Source organism: Amycolatopsis sp. WAC 04169 (assembly GCF_003947535.1).
Lineage (GTDB): Bacteria > Actinomycetota > Actinomycetes > Mycobacteriales > Pseudonocardiaceae > Amycolatopsis > Amycolatopsis keratiniphila.
This window is the reverse complement of the sequence record NZ_QHJI01000006.1, coordinates 560,196-575,678: the sequence shown is the minus strand read 5'-3', so window position 1 is coordinate 575,678 and position 15,483 is coordinate 560,196. Positions and strand designations below refer to the sequence as shown.

15 protein-coding genes are annotated in these 15,483 nt (G+C 68.5%); 9 read left to right on the top strand and 6 right to left on the bottom strand.

Going from position 1 to position 15,483, the window contains the following annotated elements; translation table 11 throughout:
* The first annotated feature begins 30 nt into the window (after positions 1-30).
* The 5 genes from DMC61_RS18625 (at position 31) to DMC61_RS18605 (ending at position 4,257) form a co-directional block, all read left to right on the top strand.
* On the top strand, positions 31-1,785 hold the full coding sequence (locus tag DMC61_RS18625; RefSeq protein WP_125690341.1) for a substrate-binding and VWA domain-containing protein: 1,755 nt from the start codon (positions 31-33) through the stop codon (positions 1,783-1,785).
* A gap of 1 nt (position 1,786) precedes the next feature.
* Positions 1,787-2,299 carry a hypothetical protein gene (locus DMC61_RS18620; RefSeq protein WP_125690340.1) on the top strand — a complete coding sequence of 171 codons (513 nt, stop codon included), beginning with the start codon at positions 1,787-1,789 and terminating at the stop codon, positions 2,297-2,299.
* A gap of 50 nt (positions 2,300-2,349) precedes the next feature.
* Positions 2,350-2,715, top strand: coding sequence for a hypothetical protein (locus tag DMC61_RS18615; RefSeq protein ID WP_016331763.1), 366 nt, complete (start codon positions 2,350-2,352; stop codon positions 2,713-2,715).
* A 29-nt stretch (positions 2,716-2,744) separates the two neighbouring features.
* Positions 2,745-3,446, top strand: coding sequence for a Crp/Fnr family transcriptional regulator (locus DMC61_RS18610; protein WP_016331764.1), 702 nt, complete (start codon positions 2,745-2,747; stop codon positions 3,444-3,446).
* Positions 3,447-3,567: 121 nt separating this feature from the next.
* Positions 3,568-4,257: a hypothetical protein gene (locus tag DMC61_RS18605; protein ID WP_016331765.1), complete on the top strand. Its 690-nt coding sequence runs from the start codon at positions 3,568-3,570 to the stop codon at positions 4,255-4,257.
* 201 nt (positions 4,258-4,458) lie between these two features.
* Here DMC61_RS18605 and DMC61_RS18600 read toward each other — a convergent pair whose 3' ends face one another.
* The 5 genes from DMC61_RS18600 to DMC61_RS18580 all read right to left on the bottom strand — a co-directional run bounded on the left by DMC61_RS18600 (position 4,459) and on the right by DMC61_RS18580 (position 9,714).
* Positions 4,459-5,895, bottom strand: coding sequence for a DUF1996 domain-containing protein (locus DMC61_RS18600; RefSeq protein WP_125690482.1), 1,437 nt, complete (start codon positions 5,893-5,895; stop codon positions 4,459-4,461).
* Positions 5,896-6,062: 167 nt separating this feature from the next.
* Complete coding sequence (locus tag DMC61_RS18595) at positions 6,063-6,617, bottom strand: hypothetical protein (protein WP_125690339.1); 555 nt, start codon at positions 6,615-6,617, stop codon at positions 6,063-6,065.
* A gap of 120 nt (positions 6,618-6,737) precedes the next feature.
* Positions 6,738-8,255, bottom strand: a complete 1,518-nt coding sequence (locus tag DMC61_RS18590) for a tripartite tricarboxylate transporter permease (RefSeq protein ID WP_016331769.1) — start codon at positions 8,253-8,255, stop codon at positions 6,738-6,740.
* Positions 8,255-8,749, bottom strand: a complete 495-nt coding sequence (locus tag DMC61_RS18585) for a tripartite tricarboxylate transporter TctB family protein (RefSeq protein WP_125690338.1) — start codon at positions 8,747-8,749, stop codon at positions 8,255-8,257. The genes DMC61_RS18590 and DMC61_RS18585 overlap by 1 nt, the downstream gene beginning before the upstream one ends.
* The gene (locus DMC61_RS18580; protein ID WP_016331771.1) at positions 8,746-9,714 is read right to left on the bottom strand and encodes a tripartite tricarboxylate transporter substrate binding protein; all 969 of its coding nucleotides are present in this window, start codon (positions 9,712-9,714) and stop codon (positions 8,746-8,748) included. The genes DMC61_RS18585 and DMC61_RS18580 overlap by 4 nt, the downstream gene beginning before the upstream one ends.
* A 132-nt stretch (positions 9,715-9,846) precedes the next feature.
* Here DMC61_RS18580 and DMC61_RS18575 point away from each other — a divergent pair, with 132 nt between their 5' ends.
* Positions 9,847-11,379, top strand: a complete 1,533-nt coding sequence (locus DMC61_RS18575) for a sensor histidine kinase (protein ID WP_125690337.1) — start codon at positions 9,847-9,849, stop codon at positions 11,377-11,379.
* Positions 11,376-12,038, top strand: a complete 663-nt coding sequence (locus DMC61_RS18570; RefSeq protein ID WP_125690336.1) for a response regulator — start codon at positions 11,376-11,378, stop codon at positions 12,036-12,038. The genes DMC61_RS18575 and DMC61_RS18570 overlap by 4 nt, the downstream gene beginning before the upstream one ends.
* A gap of 25 nt (positions 12,039-12,063) precedes the next feature.
* Here DMC61_RS18570 and DMC61_RS18565 read toward each other — a convergent pair whose 3' ends face one another.
* A complete protein-coding gene (locus DMC61_RS18565) occupies positions 12,064-12,630 on the bottom strand; it encodes a TetR/AcrR family transcriptional regulator C-terminal domain-containing protein (protein ID WP_125690335.1) in 567 nt (188 codons plus the stop codon).
* A 92-nt stretch (positions 12,631-12,722) separates the two neighbouring features.
* Here DMC61_RS18565 and DMC61_RS18560 point away from each other — a divergent pair, with 92 nt between their 5' ends.
* A complete protein-coding gene (locus DMC61_RS18560) occupies positions 12,723-14,003 on the top strand; it encodes an MFS transporter (protein ID WP_125690334.1) in 1,281 nt (426 codons plus the stop codon).
* Between the two features lie 92 nt (positions 14,004-14,095).
* Entirely contained in the window at positions 14,096-15,298 is a 1,203-nt protein-coding gene (locus DMC61_RS18555; RefSeq protein WP_016331776.1) for an ROK family transcriptional regulator, read from the top strand.
* Positions 15,299-15,483 lie beyond the last annotated feature (185 nt).

The following is a 15,483-nucleotide window of genomic DNA, read 5'->3' as shown; positions in this document are numbered from 1 at the left end:
TTGCCCGCTACGACGGCGAGGGGGCGGCGCATGCGGAGATCAGGCTGGCTTTCGCTCGTCTTCGGCGCGCTCGTCGGGACGCTCGTGATCGTCCTGCTCGCCACCACGGTCAGCGCTCCGCCTGCCGCGCCGAGGACCGACTGCGTCGGGCTGGTCACGAGTTCCTCCACGGAGAAGGGCGATCTGATCGCCGAACTGGCCGCGCGGTACAACGACGCGGGCCGGACGTTCGACGGCGGCAAATGCGCGAAGGTCGACGCGCGCAAGAAGACCTCGGGCGCCACACTCGACCTCATCGCCGACGGCTGGAACGACGTCGATGATCGTCAGCCCGAGCCCCAGGTCTGGCTGCCGAGTTCCTCGCTCTGGTTCGATCTGCTGAAACAGCGGGGGAAGGGCGACCGGATCAAGGCCGGGCCGAAGACCTCGCTCGCGACCAGCCCGATGGTGATCGCGATGCCGGAGCCGATGGCCAAAGCGATGGGCTGGCCGGGCAAGTCCATCGGCTGGGGCGACGTCCTGCAGGTGAACCGGGACGGCGGCTGGGCTTCGAAAGGCGCGGAGTACGCCGACTGGGGCAACTTCACCCTGGGCAAGGACAATCCGCGGCGGTCGACGTCCGGGCTCGCGGCCACCATCGCGACCTACTTCGCCGCCACGGGCGGCGACTACGGCAAGATCGGGACCGCGGAGACCGTGCAGTTCGTCCGCGGGGTCGAGGCGTCGGTCGCCTACTACAGCGACGATTCGGTGGCCTTCCTGAAGACGCTGTACGACGAGGACCGCAAGAAGCCCACGCCCTACATCAGCGCGATGGCGATGCAGGAGCAGATGGTCTACCTCTACAACCGCGGCGTGCCGACCGGGGATCCGGCGCAGCTGAACGCGAACCCCGTCCCGCCGCTGCGCCCGCTGGTCGCCGTTCCCCCCAAGGAGGGGACGATGCTGATCGACCACCCCTTCCTGATCACCGCGAGCGCGTCGTCCGAGCAGCAGGCCGCGGCCGAGGACTTCTACGCCTTCCTGCGGGAAGAGGGCCAGCAGCGCCGGTTCCGCGATCTCGGGTTCCGCGACCCCGAGGGCAGGCCGGGCCCGGATCTGGCCGGGGTGGTGGGCACCCAAGGCACCCAGGAGACCCCGAAGATCGGCGTCCCCACCGGCGAGCAGATCCAGAAGATGCTGGACGGCTGGGAGTACACGCAGCGGCGCGGCCGGATCCTGCTGGTGCTGGACCTGTCCGGTTCGATGAACGAGCCGTTCGACAAGAACCGCAAGGACAAGCCGTACTCCGAGAGCCGGATCGCCCTGCTGAAACCCGCGATCCGGAAACAGCTCGAGTACCTGCATCCCGAGGACGAGGTCGGGCTGTGGACCTTCTCGGACGGGTACGAGGAGAAGATGCCGATCGGCAAGGTCAAGAACGTCCGCGGCCCGATGCTCCAGCTGGTCGAGAACCTGACTCCGAAAGGGGATACGGCGCTGTACCAGACGGTGATGGCGGCCAACGACAAGATGCGGCGCGAGTTCGATCCGAACCTGATCAACGCCGTCGTCTTCCTGACCGACGGCGAGAACACCGAAGCCGGGACGAAGGAGCAGGTGCTGCAGAACGTCGACGCCGAACGGCTGGACAACTCCGTCCGGATCTTCACCATGGCCTATGGCGCGCAGGCCGACAGCCGCGTCCTCGACGAGATCGCGCAGAAGTCCAAGGCCCGCAGCTATCAGGCCGTCGACCCGCACGGCATCGACAAGATGTTCGTCAACGTGTTCAGCAACTTCTGACATGGCCGAGTACGACAACCGGCCGTTCCACGTCGTCGCGGTGGTGCTCGCCGTCATCGCCGGGATGATCGGCCGCGCGGTGACCTATCCGCATCCGCAGGCCTGGCTCTTCGCCGCGGCCGCCGCGCTGGCCGTGCTGGTGCCTGCCGAAACCGCGTTCTTCGTGCTGAACGGAAGGCGACGGAGGCCGGCGCGGGAGAAGAAGCGCGTGCCGCAATCCGCCCCGTACGACCACTTCAGCCTGCTCGGCCGGGCGCTGACGGCCATCGAAACTGTGCGGCCCGGCGAAACCGAGCTGACCAAGGTCTTCCGCCGGGCGGTGTCGGCGCTCGAACGACACAAGAACCGCAACACCGCCGAAGTCGTCGAACTGCGGGTGACGGTGAAGCAGACCACCGAGAAGCTGGAACGACACGCGGGGGACGAGAATCCCGATCCGGTGATGCTCGGCGAGCGGATGGGGCTGTACCGGGAAACGCTCGAAGAGGCTCTCCGGGCGGTCGAACCGGGGTGAGTGTTCGGTGCCGAACAGACTACGGCCGTGCGTCATGCTGATCTGACAGCATGCCGTTGATCGGGCGCCGGGTTGTCGAGGGCGTGGAACATGTGGTCGTGCCGGTGGAGCACCGGTTCAGCCTGGAGGAGGCCGTGCTGGCGGTGATGGCCGCCAAAAGCACCGTGCGGCCCGCTCCGGGAATCAAGGTCGCTCCGCTGAAGGTGTCGGAGGTACGGTCAGCGCTGCTTTATGCGGCGAAACACGCCGATAGGCGACACCAGATCGTGGACAGCTATTTCGTCGAGGCCGAAGACGGGCCGTTGCACCGGCTGGCCGAGTGGATCAGATCGGAACTGGTCCGGCTGGGCATCTTCACCACCCACGACGGTTCCGCCGCCGGATCGGGTGGCCGACTCGGTTACTCTCCGCGATAGGTGTTCACGACTGCCTGGGAGGGTGTTTCGTGGGTTTGGGCCAGGAGGCCGCCGAAGAGAGAGAACGTCCGTTCCTGGAGCGACTGGACGAACCCGTCCGCGCCCGGTTGCTGGAGATGGGGACCCCGCAGACCTACGAGGCCAGACAGGCGCTGATGCGGGCGGGCGAGCCCGGCGACTTCGTCATGTTGCTGCGGCACGGCTACGTGAAGGTGACCAGCGCCGACCGGATGGGCGCGACGGTCATCCTCGACGTCGGGGTGCCCGGCGATCTGCACGGCGAGATCGCGGTGATCGCGGGCGGTATCCGGATGGCCGACGTGGTGGCCATCGAGGAGGTGCACGTCCGGCGCATCGCGGCGAGCGAGTTCAACCGGTTCCTGCTGGATCATCCGGCGGCGATGCGCGAGGTGCTCGTCAGCGTCGCCCGCCGGTTCGTGCTCGCCCAGCGGCAGCGGACCCAATCGTGGAAACCGCAGGCCGTGGCGCGGGTCGCGACCCGGCTGGACTACCTCGTCGACGTCTGTGGCATCCGGACACCCGCCGGCTGGCGGATCGGGATCCCGTTGAGCCAGGACGAACTCGCGCAGTTCATCCCGATGGGCCGGACCATGGTCGCGCAGGCGCTGGACAAGCTGCGGAAGGCGGGAGTCGTGGCCAGTTCGCGCCGTGCGATCACCGTCATCGACCGCGAGGCATTGCGGGTGATCACGGAAAAAGGTGTGACTTAGCTCACTGGCGTTGACCATCGCGAGGTCATGTTTTGTTCGGTTCCGAACAGAACTTCCGGTGAGGAGTGGGAACACTGCTTCCTGCCGCCAGTTTTCACCGATCAGGGGAGGGGTCGCAGAGATGCAGGTGCTGACCTCAGGCCATTACAACGCGCACACCCACGCCGTGCTTTCCGTCGACATCGTCGGTTCGTCCAAGGCCAGCGACGATCTGCTGGACCCGATGAAGACCGAGATGGAAACGCTGGTTTCCCGCTCGTTCAACGCGGTCGGGCTCGCCCCGGGGGAAGCGCGTCACTTCCGGGAGACCGGGGACGGGCTGATGGTCGCGTATCCGGACCACGCCGTCGGGCAGCTCTGCGAGGTCGCGTTCCACCTGGACCATCTGCTCCGGACCCGTAACCGCTACGCCAGGGTCCCGATGCGGGCGCGGGTGGCGGTCCACATGGGACCGATGGCGGACAACCACCGCTACCACCGCACGTACATCACGCTGACCCGGCTGCTGTGCGCCTCGACCTTCAACGACGCCGTGGGCTACTGGTGCCGTTCGGATCCGACGGGCGACAAGTTCGGCGCCGGGATGATCGTCTCGCAATCCGTGTGGCGCAACGTGGTCGAGCCGTTCGGGGTCGCGCTGGTCCCGCCCGCCCGCTGCGCCCGGATCAGCGTCACGACCCCGGACTTCGCCGACAGCGCGTGGATCCACTTGCCCGGCTTGGACGCGGAAGCGGTCCTCGCCGAACTGAACCCCGCCGTCGCGGTGCCGCTCGTGTTCGACCGGGTGAGCCGGTTGTCCACGACGGCCTGACCCAGACCGGGCGGTCCGGTTTCCAGGGAGGGAAAACCGTATCGCTCGCCGGTTCCCGGCCCGGTACCCCTACGCCGGGCCGGGAACCGGACCCCCGGCGCGGGGGGTGGGGGCGCGGGTCATCCCCGCCGCGCCCTCTCGCAGAGACCTCGTGAGTGGTAAGGACGGTTAGAACCGTCCTTACCACTCACGAGCTTGGGGCTACTGCCTGCACCTCTTGCCGCTGTTGACGCACTTCACCAGCTGGTTCATCAGCCGCTGCGACATGACGTTCGCGAAGTCGTCGTGGTCGGAGCGCGGGTTGTGCTTCTCCTGCGCGAACGCGTCGACCGCGTATTGCCCGGCGGCCTGGATGTCCGCGGGGATGTCGTACACGAGCGTGATCCGCAGCTGCGGCACGTTCTTGAAGCCACGCGGGCATTTCCCGTTGCGGTCGGAGAACACGATATGCGTGCGGTGGTTGGCGCTGTCGGTGTTCTTCCCGTCCCAGCAGTTCGGGAACGAGTGGATCCGCGTGACCTTGCTGCCGCGCGGGCAGATCGGGTACAACTCGGTGAGCCGGTCCTCGAAGCCGGTGCAGGTCCAGCTCGGCCGGGCGTTGGCCGGGCCGTTGGTGCTCTGTTTGGCGTCGCCGTAGAGCACCCGCAGGAACTTCGGCATCGCGACGACGCGGCGGGCTCCGCCGCTGGTGAAGGTCAGGTCGACCTTCTCGGCGCGCTGGATCTCGCCTTCGTTGTCGCCGATCTCGTTGTTGTCGTTGACACCCGGCAGGTCGGCCGCGTTGCCGTCGGCCTTCTTCTTCTCGGCGTCACCGGCGGCGTTGACGTTGCTGTTGTCGCCGCCGTTGTCGAGACCGCCCTTGCCGTTCTGCTTCACCGCGCAACTCGCGAGCTGGTCTTCGTTCTTCGCGACCGGCTTGCCCGCCTGCCGCATGGTGTCGCCGATCTGCTGGATCGACGGCTTCCGCTTGTTCTTCAGCTCGTCGAGCACCTGGCCTGCTTGTTTTCCTTGCGCCAGCTGGCTGTTCGCGTTCTCGGACTCCCGGTCGAGTTTGTCGAGGTTCTCGTCGATCGCGGGCATGGCCTGGTCGGGGACCTCTTCGAGTTCGCTGGCGACGTCGGGACAGTCGACCTGGGCGCCCGCCTCGTCCTTGGCCGCGTCGACGCGATCCGCGGCGAGTTTCTCCTCGTTCGCCGCCTCGTTGGCTTCCTCTTCCTCGGTGTTGATCCGGATGACCGGCCAGAAGTAGGCCGACTTGTCCCCGTTCTTGCAGGTGGTGCCCGCGCGCAGCAGGCTCTTGTTGTTCGAGTCCGCGTTGGTCGAAAGGTTCCCGACGTAGTCGTGCAGGTGCTCGGCTCCGTTGCGGACGCCGGGCTGGGCGATGAAGTTGTCGCCGTTGAAGTGGCCGTTCTCGTTGCGGCCGCAGTCCACGGTGAACGTCCCTCGTGCGCCTCGTTTCGCGAGGTCGAGGTTGACGTTGTTGCCGCGGGGGACCTTCGTGATGTCGATGAAGAACGATTTGTCCGCGCCGTCGGCCCTGGCGGCGTCGGGGGTTCCGGTCGTGTTGACCACGACGATCCCGCCGACGGCGAGGGCGAGGGCGGTGGCGCCCGTGGCGACCTTGGTGCGGCGCGCCATGCGATGGCGGCCGGCGGTTCTTTGGTTACGGGGCATGAACTTGTTCACCTCGTTCGGTGTCGTTGCGCGAAGCCCGGGGGATGCGGCGCCGGCCGCGCCGGCGTCACTGACTCCGCGTTGGCTGAAACGGCCCCGAGGGACGGCCGGTTCAAAACGCGACCTCGCCGTTACGCTTTCGTTACCTTGCGGCGGCGGTGATAGGCGAGCCCCAGAACGATGGTGATGGGTCCCCACAAGGTGAGCGGGGCGATGCAGATCGCGGCCAGGGTTTCCCAGCCTTCGTTGACGTAAGGGGCGTTTTCGGCGATGCCGAACACAGTGAGCCGTCGGTCGTCCCCGAGGGGGATCGAGCTGAAGAGCGCGGTGAGGATCAAGCCGCCGACCACGGCGGGAACGACCGCCGCCAGCGGCCGGACGGGTTTGCCGCCGAGGAACGGGATCCAGCGGGGCACCACTTCGCCCCAGCCCCGGACCAGCCCGATGGCCAGCAGCGCGATCACTTCGGAAAGCACGCTGAGCGTGAGGACGTACGGGATGCTCAACCAGTAGTCCGGCATCGGGCGATCGTGGACCTGGCCCATTTCGAAGTGGACGGCGAAGGGCAGCCGCCACAGGCACGAAGGCAGCAGGAGCCAGGGGAGCGCGTAGGCCAGGCGCGTCGCCCAGCGGGGAACCGGTTGTTCGGTGTCGCTGACGGCCGGAGGACGGTGGAGGATCTGCATGAGGCCGATCCTGTCGCCGTGAGGCGCCGGAAAGATCACTCGCGCGGACAAGTTCGCTCCTTCCGAAGAGGGAGAAAGGCCCGGCCTCGGGGCAGTCGAGGCCGGGCCGGTTCCCGCTTCTCAGGCGTCGACCTTGTCCTTGGGCTCCGGCTCGGGTGCGGTGGGCCGGGAGGGCAGGAAACGCTTGATCAACGGGAAGAACAGGATCACCAGGATGATCACGTAGACCACGATCGCGAACGGCGTGTTGACCAGTCCGGTCAGCGAGCCGTCACTGAGCTGCAGCGCGCGCCGCATCTGCTGTTCGGCGGCCGGGCCGAGGATGACGCCGATGATCGCCGGCAGCACCGGCAACCCGTAGCGGCGCATCGCGAACCCGATCAGGCCGATCACGAACATCACCAGCAGATCGAAGATGTCCGCGTTGACCGCGTACGCGCCGACGCTGGCGAAGAACAGGATGCCCGCGTAGAGGTACGGCCGCGGGATGCGCAGCAGCTTCGCCCACAGCGGCGCCAGCGGCAGGTTCAGCACCAGCAGCAGCGTCAGGCCGACGAACAGCGAGGCGATCAGGCCCCACACCAGCTTCGACTCGCGTTCGAACAGCAGCGGTCCCGGCTGGATGCCGTACTGCTGGAACGCCGCCAGCATCACGGCCGCGACCGCGGTGGTCGGCAGGCCCAGCGTCAGCATCGAGACCAGCGTGCCCGCCGCCGAGGACGACGCGGCCGCTTCCGGACCCGCGACCCCTTCGATGGCGCCCTTGCCGAACTCGTCCTTGTGCTTCGAGAGCCGCTTTTCGGTCAGGTACGAAAGGAAGGTCGGGATCTCCGCGCCACCGGCCGGGATGGCGCCGAACGGGAAACCGATCACCGGGCCGCGCAGCCACGGCTTCCAGGTCCGCTTCAGATCGGCGCGCGAGAGCCACGGCCTGCCGACCGGGATCGGCTTGAAGGTGTTGCGCCGCAGATGCGCGGCGACCCACAGCGACTCGCCGACGGCGAACAGCGCGACCGCCACGATCACCACGTCGATCCCGTCGGCCAGATGCAGCGAACCGAAGGTCAGCCGCGACTGGCCGGTCATCTCGTCCAGGCCGACGAGCCCGATGGTGAGGCCGATCAGCAGCGAAGCGACCCCGCGGATCCGCGAGTTGCCGAGCACCGAGGTCACCCCGATGAACGCCAGCACCATGATCGCGAACAGGTCGGGCGCGCCGATGTCCACCGCGTACTTCGCGATGATCGGCGCCAGCAGCACCAGCGCCATCGTGCCGAGGATGCCGCCGACGAAGTGCCCGATCGCGGCCGCCGCCAGCGCCTGTGCGCCCCGGCCCTTGCGCGCCATGGGGTTTCCGTCGATCGCGGCGACCACGGAGAAGCTTTCACCCGGGGTGTTCAGCAGGATCGACGTCGTCGAACCGCCGAACATGCCGCCGTAGTAGATGCCGGCGAACATGATGAACGCCGCCGTCGGCTCCATGCCGTAGGTCACCGGCAGCAGCAGGGCCACCGCCATCGCGGGACCGATCCCCGGCAGCACGCCGATCGCGGTGCCCAGCAGCACACCGAGCGCGGCGAGCGCGAGGTGCGTCGGGGTCAGCGCGGTGCCGAACCCGTCGATGAGTTGCTGCAGCATCAGAACACCTCCATCAACGGGCCACCGGGCAGCGGGACACCGAGCAGGTTGTTGAAGATCAGGAAGGTCACGACCGACATGCCCGCCGCGATCAGCGGGTCACGCACCAGGTTGCGGCTGCCGAGGGCGAACGCCGCGCCCCAGAACAGGATCGCGCCCGAGATCGGGAACCCGACGAGGCCGATCAGCGCCGCGTTGGCGAGGAAGGCGCCGCACAGCAACAGGACCGTGCGCATGTCGGCGGGCGCGGTGAGGTCGATGTCCTCGCCGCCCTCGGCCTCGCCCTTGCCGCCGCGCAGGACGTCGCGCACCAGCAGCACCGCGACGATCAGCAGCAACGAACCGACCAGGACCGGGACCGCCTTCGGCCCCACGGGACCGCGCTGGGCGAAGTCGGTGGGAATGCTCAGCGCGTCGGTCAGCACCAGCACGCCGAGTACGACGAGCACCACGCTCACTCCGAGTTCGGAGCGCCCTTTCAGCCACGTGGTCATGCCAGACCCAGCTCTTTCAGCACCGTTGCCACTCGTGTGTTCTCCTCTTTGAGAAACGAACCGAACTGCTCACCTGGCGCGAACGCGCCGGTCCATCCGTTGCGCTGCAAGGCTTCCTGCCACTGCGGCGTCTTCTGCAACCGCTCGAACAGGCTCACGAGCTTCGCCCGGTCCGACTCGGTGATGCCCGGCGGCGCGACGATGCCGCGCCAGTTCGTGAACTTCACGTCCACGCCGGACTCCGTCAGCGTCGGCGCGTCGATCCCGGGAAGCCGCTTCTCGCTCGTCACCGCCAATACCCGGAGCGTGCCCGCCGCGATCTGGTCGCGGTACTCGCCGACCCCGGAGACGCCGAACGCGACCTTGCCGCCGAGCACCGAGGCGAGCAGTTCGCCACCGCCGTCGTACTGGACGTAGTTGACGGATTTGGGCGCGAGCCCGATCGCCTTCGCCATCAGCATCGGCGCCAGATGGTCCGGCCCGCCGGGCGACGAACCGCCGCCGACCTGGACCGCGCCCGGGTCCCGCTTCCAGGCATCGAGCAGCTGGCCGATGTTCTGGTACGGCGAATCCTTGCCGACCACGACGATGTCCGACTCTTCGATCAGCTTCGCCACCGGTGTGGTGTCGAGCAGCGAAGACGGCGACTTGTTCGTGAACACGCTGCCGACGACGCCGAGCCCCATCGACATGACGAGCTTGCCGTTGCCGCGTTCGGCCACCGTGCGGCCGAGGCCGACCGTGCCGCCGGCGCCGGGGAGGTTGAACACCTCCGCGTTGCCGAGCAGGTCGGCGTCCTCCATGGCCTTGGTCGCGGTCCGCGCCGTGATGTCGTAACCGCCGCCGGGCGCGTTGGGCACGAGTACCCGCAACGACCGGATCTGCGAGCCCTCGTCGGCCTCGCTGCCCGGGGTGAGCAACGGTGGCACCAGCAAGACGGCGACGAGCGCCGCCGCGATGGCCAACCAGCTACTGGGCTTCACTGTGATCCCCGCCTCTCTGCCGCGTGGTTGGACATGTTGCACTCGTGTAAACAGAGATGTCTCGCTTAGACGCCTAAGGGTTCTTTTGTTCTTTGTGGTCACGAGGAGGTGGCGATGGGCGCTCGGGGTTCACTGGCCCGCCAGCTCCTCGTGTGGCAACTGGTAGTCGTCACCTGCCTACTGTGCGCGGTGGGCGTGCTGGCCGTCGTCCAGGCGGGGAACAACTTCCGCACGACCGAGGGACGCCGGGCGCTTTCGGTCGCGGAGAGTGTCGCCGCGCAGGGCATCGTGGGCGACCTCGGCAACGGCCCGTGGGAGCTGAACGCGCCCGCGGAGACCGCGCGAAGCCTCTCCGGGGTCGATTTCGTCGTGATCGCGGGAGCGGACCGTTATGTGCTCGCGTCACCTGATCCGGGGCAGGTGCGCACGCTGCTCGACCTCGGCGACAGCACCGTCCTCTCTGGACGGTCGTGGGTCGGCGAACTCGACGGCTCGATCGTGGCGCACGTCCCGGTGCTCGACGAGAAGGGCGGCAAGGTGGTCCGCATGGTCGCGGCGGGCTCGAAGTCGCCCGGGTTCTTCGCCGGAGTGCTGGAGTCGCCGGACAACGCCCTGCGCGTGCTGGGGGTCGCGCTGGTGATCGGGGTGAGCGGTTCGCTGTTGCTGGCGCGGCGGGTGAAGAACCAGACGCTCGGCCTGGAGCCGCACGAGATCACCGCGCTGGTCGAGAACCGGGAGGCCCTCCTGCACGGCATCAAGGAGGGCGTCGTCGGCCTGGACCCGCAGCACCGGATCACCCTGGTGAACGATCAGGCGCGCGCCCTGCTGGCGCTGCCGGACGACGCGGTCGGCCGGTCGGTCGAGGACCTCGAGCTCAACGAGCGGATCCGCGACCTGCTCACCGGCCGCGCGACCGGCGCCGACCAGATCGTGCTGCGGCAGGGGAAGGTGCTCACGCTGAACCGGATGCCGATCGACGTGCGGGGAGCCGTGGTCACCCTGCGGGACCGCACCGATCTGATGACCCTGCGGGACGAACTCGACGCCAGCAGGCACGCCACCGACACGTTGCGGGCGCAGGCGCACGAGTTCAGCAACCGGCTGCACACCATCTCCGGACTGCTGGAACTCGGGGAATACGAAGAGGTCCGCGGCTACGTCAGCCGGATCAGCTCGGCGCAGGGGGAGTGGCGCGCGGAGGTCGGCTCGCGCGTCGGCGACCCGGCGGTGGCGGCGTTGCTGATCGCGAAGGCGTCGCTCGCGGCGGAACGCGGCGTCGGGCTGCGCATGGCCTCGGACAGCGAACTGGACCGCGTCGAAGACGCCCTTTCCTCGGATTTGGTGACGGTGCTGGGAAATCTCGTCGACAACGCCTTGGACGCACTGGGCGGTGAGCAGGGCTGGATCGAGGTCGGCGTGTGGCAGGAGGAGGACGAAGTGCGGGTGGAGGTCCGTGATTCCGGGCCGGGGGTCGCCCCGGAGATCGCGGAAGAGGTGTTCGAGCACGGCTTCACCACGAAGGCCGCCGCGCACGGCCAGCGCGGTCTCGGGCTCGCGCTGATCCGGCAGGCGTGTGTGCGGAGAGGCGGCTCGGTCGAGGTGCACAACTCCGGCGGCGCGGTGTTCACGGCGAGGTTGCCGCGATGATCAAGGTGCTCGTCGTCGACGACGATTTCATGGTCGCGAAGGTCCACAGTGGATACGTCACGCGCACGGAGGGGTTCGCCGTGGTCGGGGTGGCGCACACCGGTGCCGACGCGATCCGCCTGGCGCGGGAACTGAAACCCGATCTGGTGCTGCTGGACGTCTATCTTCCCGATGTCGACGGGCTTTCGGTGCTGCGGGAACTGCGCACGACCGAGGACGTCGACGTCATCCTGATCACCGCCGCGACCGACGTGGAAACCGTGCGGCAGGCGATGCGGGGCGGGGTGCTGCACTATCTGATCAAGCCGTTCGAATACGCGTCGCTGCGCGATCAGCTCACCCATTTCGCTTCGTTGCACCAACGGCTGGACCGCCTGGCCGAGGCCGGGCAGGCCGACGTCGACCAGGTCTTCGGCGCGCGGCCGAGCGCGAAACCCGTGCTGCCCAAGGGACTTACCGCCGAGACCGCGCGACTGGTGGAGACCGCGCTGCGGGGCGCGGCGGGCGGGATGTCGGCGAGCGAATGCGCCGAGGCGACCGGTGTCGCCCGGGTGAGCGCGCGACGGTACCTGGAGCATTTCGTGGCGACGGGGAAGGCCGAGGTGACCCTCAAGTACGGCGGAACCGGCCGTCCCGAACGTCGCTACCTGTGGTCCTGACCCGCATTTAGTCCTCTGAATGCGGCTAGGCGACGTCCTGGTCCGGCGGGTTCGCGACCTTGACGTCGGCGCGGAGCCCGGCGATCAGGCGTGCGAGACCGTACTCGAACGAGGCGGCCGGATCCTCGTCGTGGTCGCCCTCCAGGTGCTGCTGTTCGTCGATCGCGCAGCCGAGGGTGTAGCGGCTGATCGCGAGGATCGCGTGCGTCGCGTTCTCTTCGGTGAAACCCGCCCGCAGCAACGGTTTGATCAGCGGTGTCATCGCCGACCGGCCGGTCGGGCGGGAGCCGGCGTGCAGGCGGGCGCCGTCCCGGTAGGACAGCAGGGTGCGGCGGATGGTGCGGGCGCGCCGGGCCAGCCACTCGGCCCAGTCGTCCATCGCCGAAGGATCGTCGAGCGGGGCGAGCCGGTCGTCCAGCATGGTTTCGGCCATCTGGTCGAGCAACGCCTGCTTGCTCTTGAAATGCGTGTAGAGCGCGGGGCCGCGCACGCCGAGCTTCTCCCCGAGCTTGCGCAGGCTCAATCCGTCCAGCCCGACCTCGTCGAGGAGCTCCAGCGCGGCTCGAACGTAGCCATCCCGTCTCACGACCATGCGCACACCTTCGCCGGTCCGTATCGGAGTTGACAACTCGACGACAACTTATCATCGTTAAGATCTTAACGGCGATAAGATCGGCAGGTAGGATGATCGGAAGTCCCGATGAGGACCGGTCGACCCCGGCATTGTGGGGGACGGCCGCGATCCTGACCCTCGGCGGATTCCTGTCGATGTTCACGTCGACCGTCGTCACCGTCGCGCTCGGCACGATCGCGGCCGGATTCCGTGCACCACTCGGTACCGCCCAGTGGATCGTCACCGGCTATCTGCTCGCGCTCGCCGCGATGGTGCCGGTGAGCGGCTGGGCGAGCCGTCGCATCGGGACGGCGCGGCTGTGGCTGGTGTGCGTCGGTCTGTTCGCGGCCTTTTCCGCGCTGTGCGCGGCGGCGCCCTCGGCCGAGGCGCTGATCGCGTTTCGTGTCCTGCAAGGCGCCGCGGGCGGACTGCTGGTCCCGGCGGGACAGATCCTGTTCGCGACGATGGCGGGACCGAAGCGGCTCGGCCGGATGATGGCCGTGCTGAGCATCCCGATCTACCTCGCTCCCGTGCTCGGCACCCTGGCGGGCAGCGTGCTCGCCGAGCGGTTCGGCGTCCCGTGGCTGTTCCTGGTGAACGTGCCGCTCGCGGTGCTCTGCCTGCTGCTGGGCCGGAAACGGTTGCCGAGGGAGAAGCCCGTCGGCGACCACCCACTGGATTGGCGTGGCCTGGTGCTCACCGTCACCGGCTTGCCGTTGCTCGTCTACGGCTTCGCCGAAGCCGCCCCGATCGCGGCGGCCGCGGGCGCGACGCTGCTCGCCGTCTTCGTGGTCACCGCGCTGAGGTCGCCGTCGCCACTGCTCGACCTGCGGCTGTTCCGCGACCGGACGTTCTCCTCGGCCGCCGCCGTCGTCTTCGGGATGGGGGTCGCGCTGTTCGGCGCGATGATCGTCCTGCCGCTGTACTACCTCGACGTCCGGCACGAAAGCCTCGGCGCGCGGGTGATCTTCGCCGGCCTGATCGTCACGATCATCGGGACGGTGCCGCTCGCGTTGCTCACCGGAGCCGACGATTACTGGTGGCTTTCGGCCGTCCAGGTGGTCCGCGGCTGCGGTATCGGGCTGACCACGACCCCGGCGCTCGCCACCGGACTGGTGTCGGTGCCCAAAGAGCGAATTTCCCACGCGATGCCGCTCTTCGCCATGCTGCAACGCATCGGCGGTTCCTTCGGGACGTCGGTGCTGACCGCGGTCGTCGCCGCGCGGCTCGCCGCCGCTCCCGGGTCCGCGGCGGCCGTCGCGGGCGCGCACGGGTGGATCGCCGGGATCACGGCGATCGTGCTGATCCCGGCGTGGCTCCTCGTCCGCGCCGAAATGTCCACAAAGGACTGACCGGTGCCGGTGGGTTTGTTCCCGTCCGGAGGGCGTGAAGGTTTCCAGTGTCATCCGGGACAGCGGGTGGACAACGCCGTAGGCTCAGGTGAATGAGCACGGCACCCACGTCGGAGCATCCGACGGTCGAAACCCGGCACCAGACCCAGTTGCTCACCCTGTTGCGCGACGAGGGACCGATGTCCCGCGTCGAGCTGGGGGAGCGGCTGGAGCTGCCGCGTGCCCGGGTGGGGGCCGAGGTCGCGCGGCTGGCCGAGGTCGGCCTCGTCGAGACGGCGGGTCCGTCGGCGAGCCGCGGTGGCAGGCGGTCCACGTTGGTGCGGCTCGCGGGAGACCTGCGGGTGCTGTCGGTCGACGTCGGCGCGACGTCGGTCGGGGTCGCGCTCACCGACGCTTCGTGCGAGGTGCTGGTGCACACCGTCGAGGACTGCGACGTCCGGCAGGGGCCGCACGCGGTGCTCAAACGCGTCGTCGCGCTGGCGGAGAAGATCCGCGAAGAGGCGCCGGGCAAGCTGATCGCCGCCGGGATCGGTCTCCCGGGCCCGGTGAGTTTCGCCGAGGGCATGGCGGTCGCGCCGCCGATAATGCCCGGCTGGGACCGGTTCTCCGTGCGCGACCATCTCGGTGGGCTGCTGCGCTGCCCGGTCACGGTCGACAACGACGTGAACTCGATGGCGCTCGGGGAACGGCACGCCGGGGTCGCGCGCTCCATCGACGACCTGGTGTTCGTCAAGATCGGTACCGGTATCGGCTGCGGGATCGTGCTGGGCGGCAAGGTCTACCGCGGCGTCGCCGGCACCGCGGGCGACATCGGGCACATCCGGCTCGACGACTACGGGCCGACCTGCGCCTGCGGCGAGACGGGCTGCCTCGAGGCCTACTTCGGCGGTGCCGCGCTGGCCCGCGACGGGCTGACGCTCGCGCGCAGTGGCCGGTCGACCTACCTCGCCGACGTCGTCGCCGCTCGCGGCGCGATCACCGCGCAGGACGTCGGCCGGGCGGCGGCGTCGGGCGATTTCGGCGCGGTCAACCTGATCCGCGACGGCGGGCGGCGGCTCGGGCAGGTGGTCGCCTCGCTGGTGAGTTTCGTGAACCCCGGCATGGTCGTGATCGGTGGCGGCGTGGCGCAGCTCGGGCATCAGCTGCTCGCCGAGATCCGCAGCTCGGTGTACCGGCGGTCGCTGCCGCTCGCGACCGGGAACCTGCCGATCGTGCTGTCCGAGCTGGGGGACACCGCGGGGGTCATCGGGGCCGCTTGGTCCGCTACGGACCGGGCCTTCACGCTGAGTAGCTGAGAGGCCAGGGCACCGCGGTTCCGGATGTCATGAAAGGGTCGTTCAGGACAAATTACGTCCTGAACGACCCTTTCATGACATCCGGGCCGGGGCGCTGAGTGAGGATCCGGTGGCACGTTGGGCATCCACCTGATTCCGATTAGTAACGTCAAGATCGTACAGACTTTCGCTCGAAAAGTACGAAA

Bases quoted from the DNA above. Each gene is read 5' to 3' on its own strand.
- DMC61_RS18625 (WP_125690341.1), top strand. From the start codon at position 31: ATGCGGAGATCAGGCTGGCTTTCGCTCGTCTTCGGCGCGCTCGTCGGG.
- DMC61_RS18620 (WP_125690340.1), top strand. From the start codon at position 1,787: ATGGCCGAGTACGACAACCGGCCGTTCCACGTCGTCGCGGTGGTGCTC.
- DMC61_RS18615 (WP_016331763.1), top strand. From the start codon at position 2,350: ATGCCGTTGATCGGGCGCCGGGTTGTCGAGGGCGTGGAACATGTGGTC.
- DMC61_RS18605 (WP_016331765.1), top strand. From the start codon at position 3,568: ATGCAGGTGCTGACCTCAGGCCATTACAACGCGCACACCCACGCCGTG.
- DMC61_RS18600 (WP_125690482.1), bottom strand. From the start codon at position 5,895: ATGGCGCGCCGCACCAAGGTCGCCACGGGCGCCACCGCCCTCGCCCTC.
- DMC61_RS18595 (WP_125690339.1), bottom strand. From the start codon at position 6,617: ATGCAGATCCTCCACCGTCCTCCGGCCGTCAGCGACACCGAACAACCG.
- DMC61_RS18590 (WP_016331769.1), bottom strand. From the start codon at position 8,255: ATGCTGCAGCAACTCATCGACGGGTTCGGCACCGCGCTGACCCCGACG.
- DMC61_RS18585 (WP_125690338.1), bottom strand. From the start codon at position 8,749: ATGACCACGTGGCTGAAAGGGCGCTCCGAACTCGGAGTGAGCGTGGTG.
- DMC61_RS18575 (WP_125690337.1), top strand. From the start codon at position 9,847: ATGGGCGCTCGGGGTTCACTGGCCCGCCAGCTCCTCGTGTGGCAACTG.
- DMC61_RS18570 (WP_125690336.1), top strand. From the start codon at position 11,376: ATGATCAAGGTGCTCGTCGTCGACGACGATTTCATGGTCGCGAAGGTC.
- DMC61_RS18565 (WP_125690335.1), bottom strand. From the start codon at position 12,630: ATGGTCGTGAGACGGGATGGCTACGTTCGAGCCGCGCTGGAGCTCCTC.
- DMC61_RS18560 (WP_125690334.1), top strand. From the start codon at position 12,723: ATGATCGGAAGTCCCGATGAGGACCGGTCGACCCCGGCATTGTGGGGG.
- DMC61_RS18555 (WP_016331776.1), top strand. From the start codon at position 14,096: ATGAGCACGGCACCCACGTCGGAGCATCCGACGGTCGAAACCCGGCAC.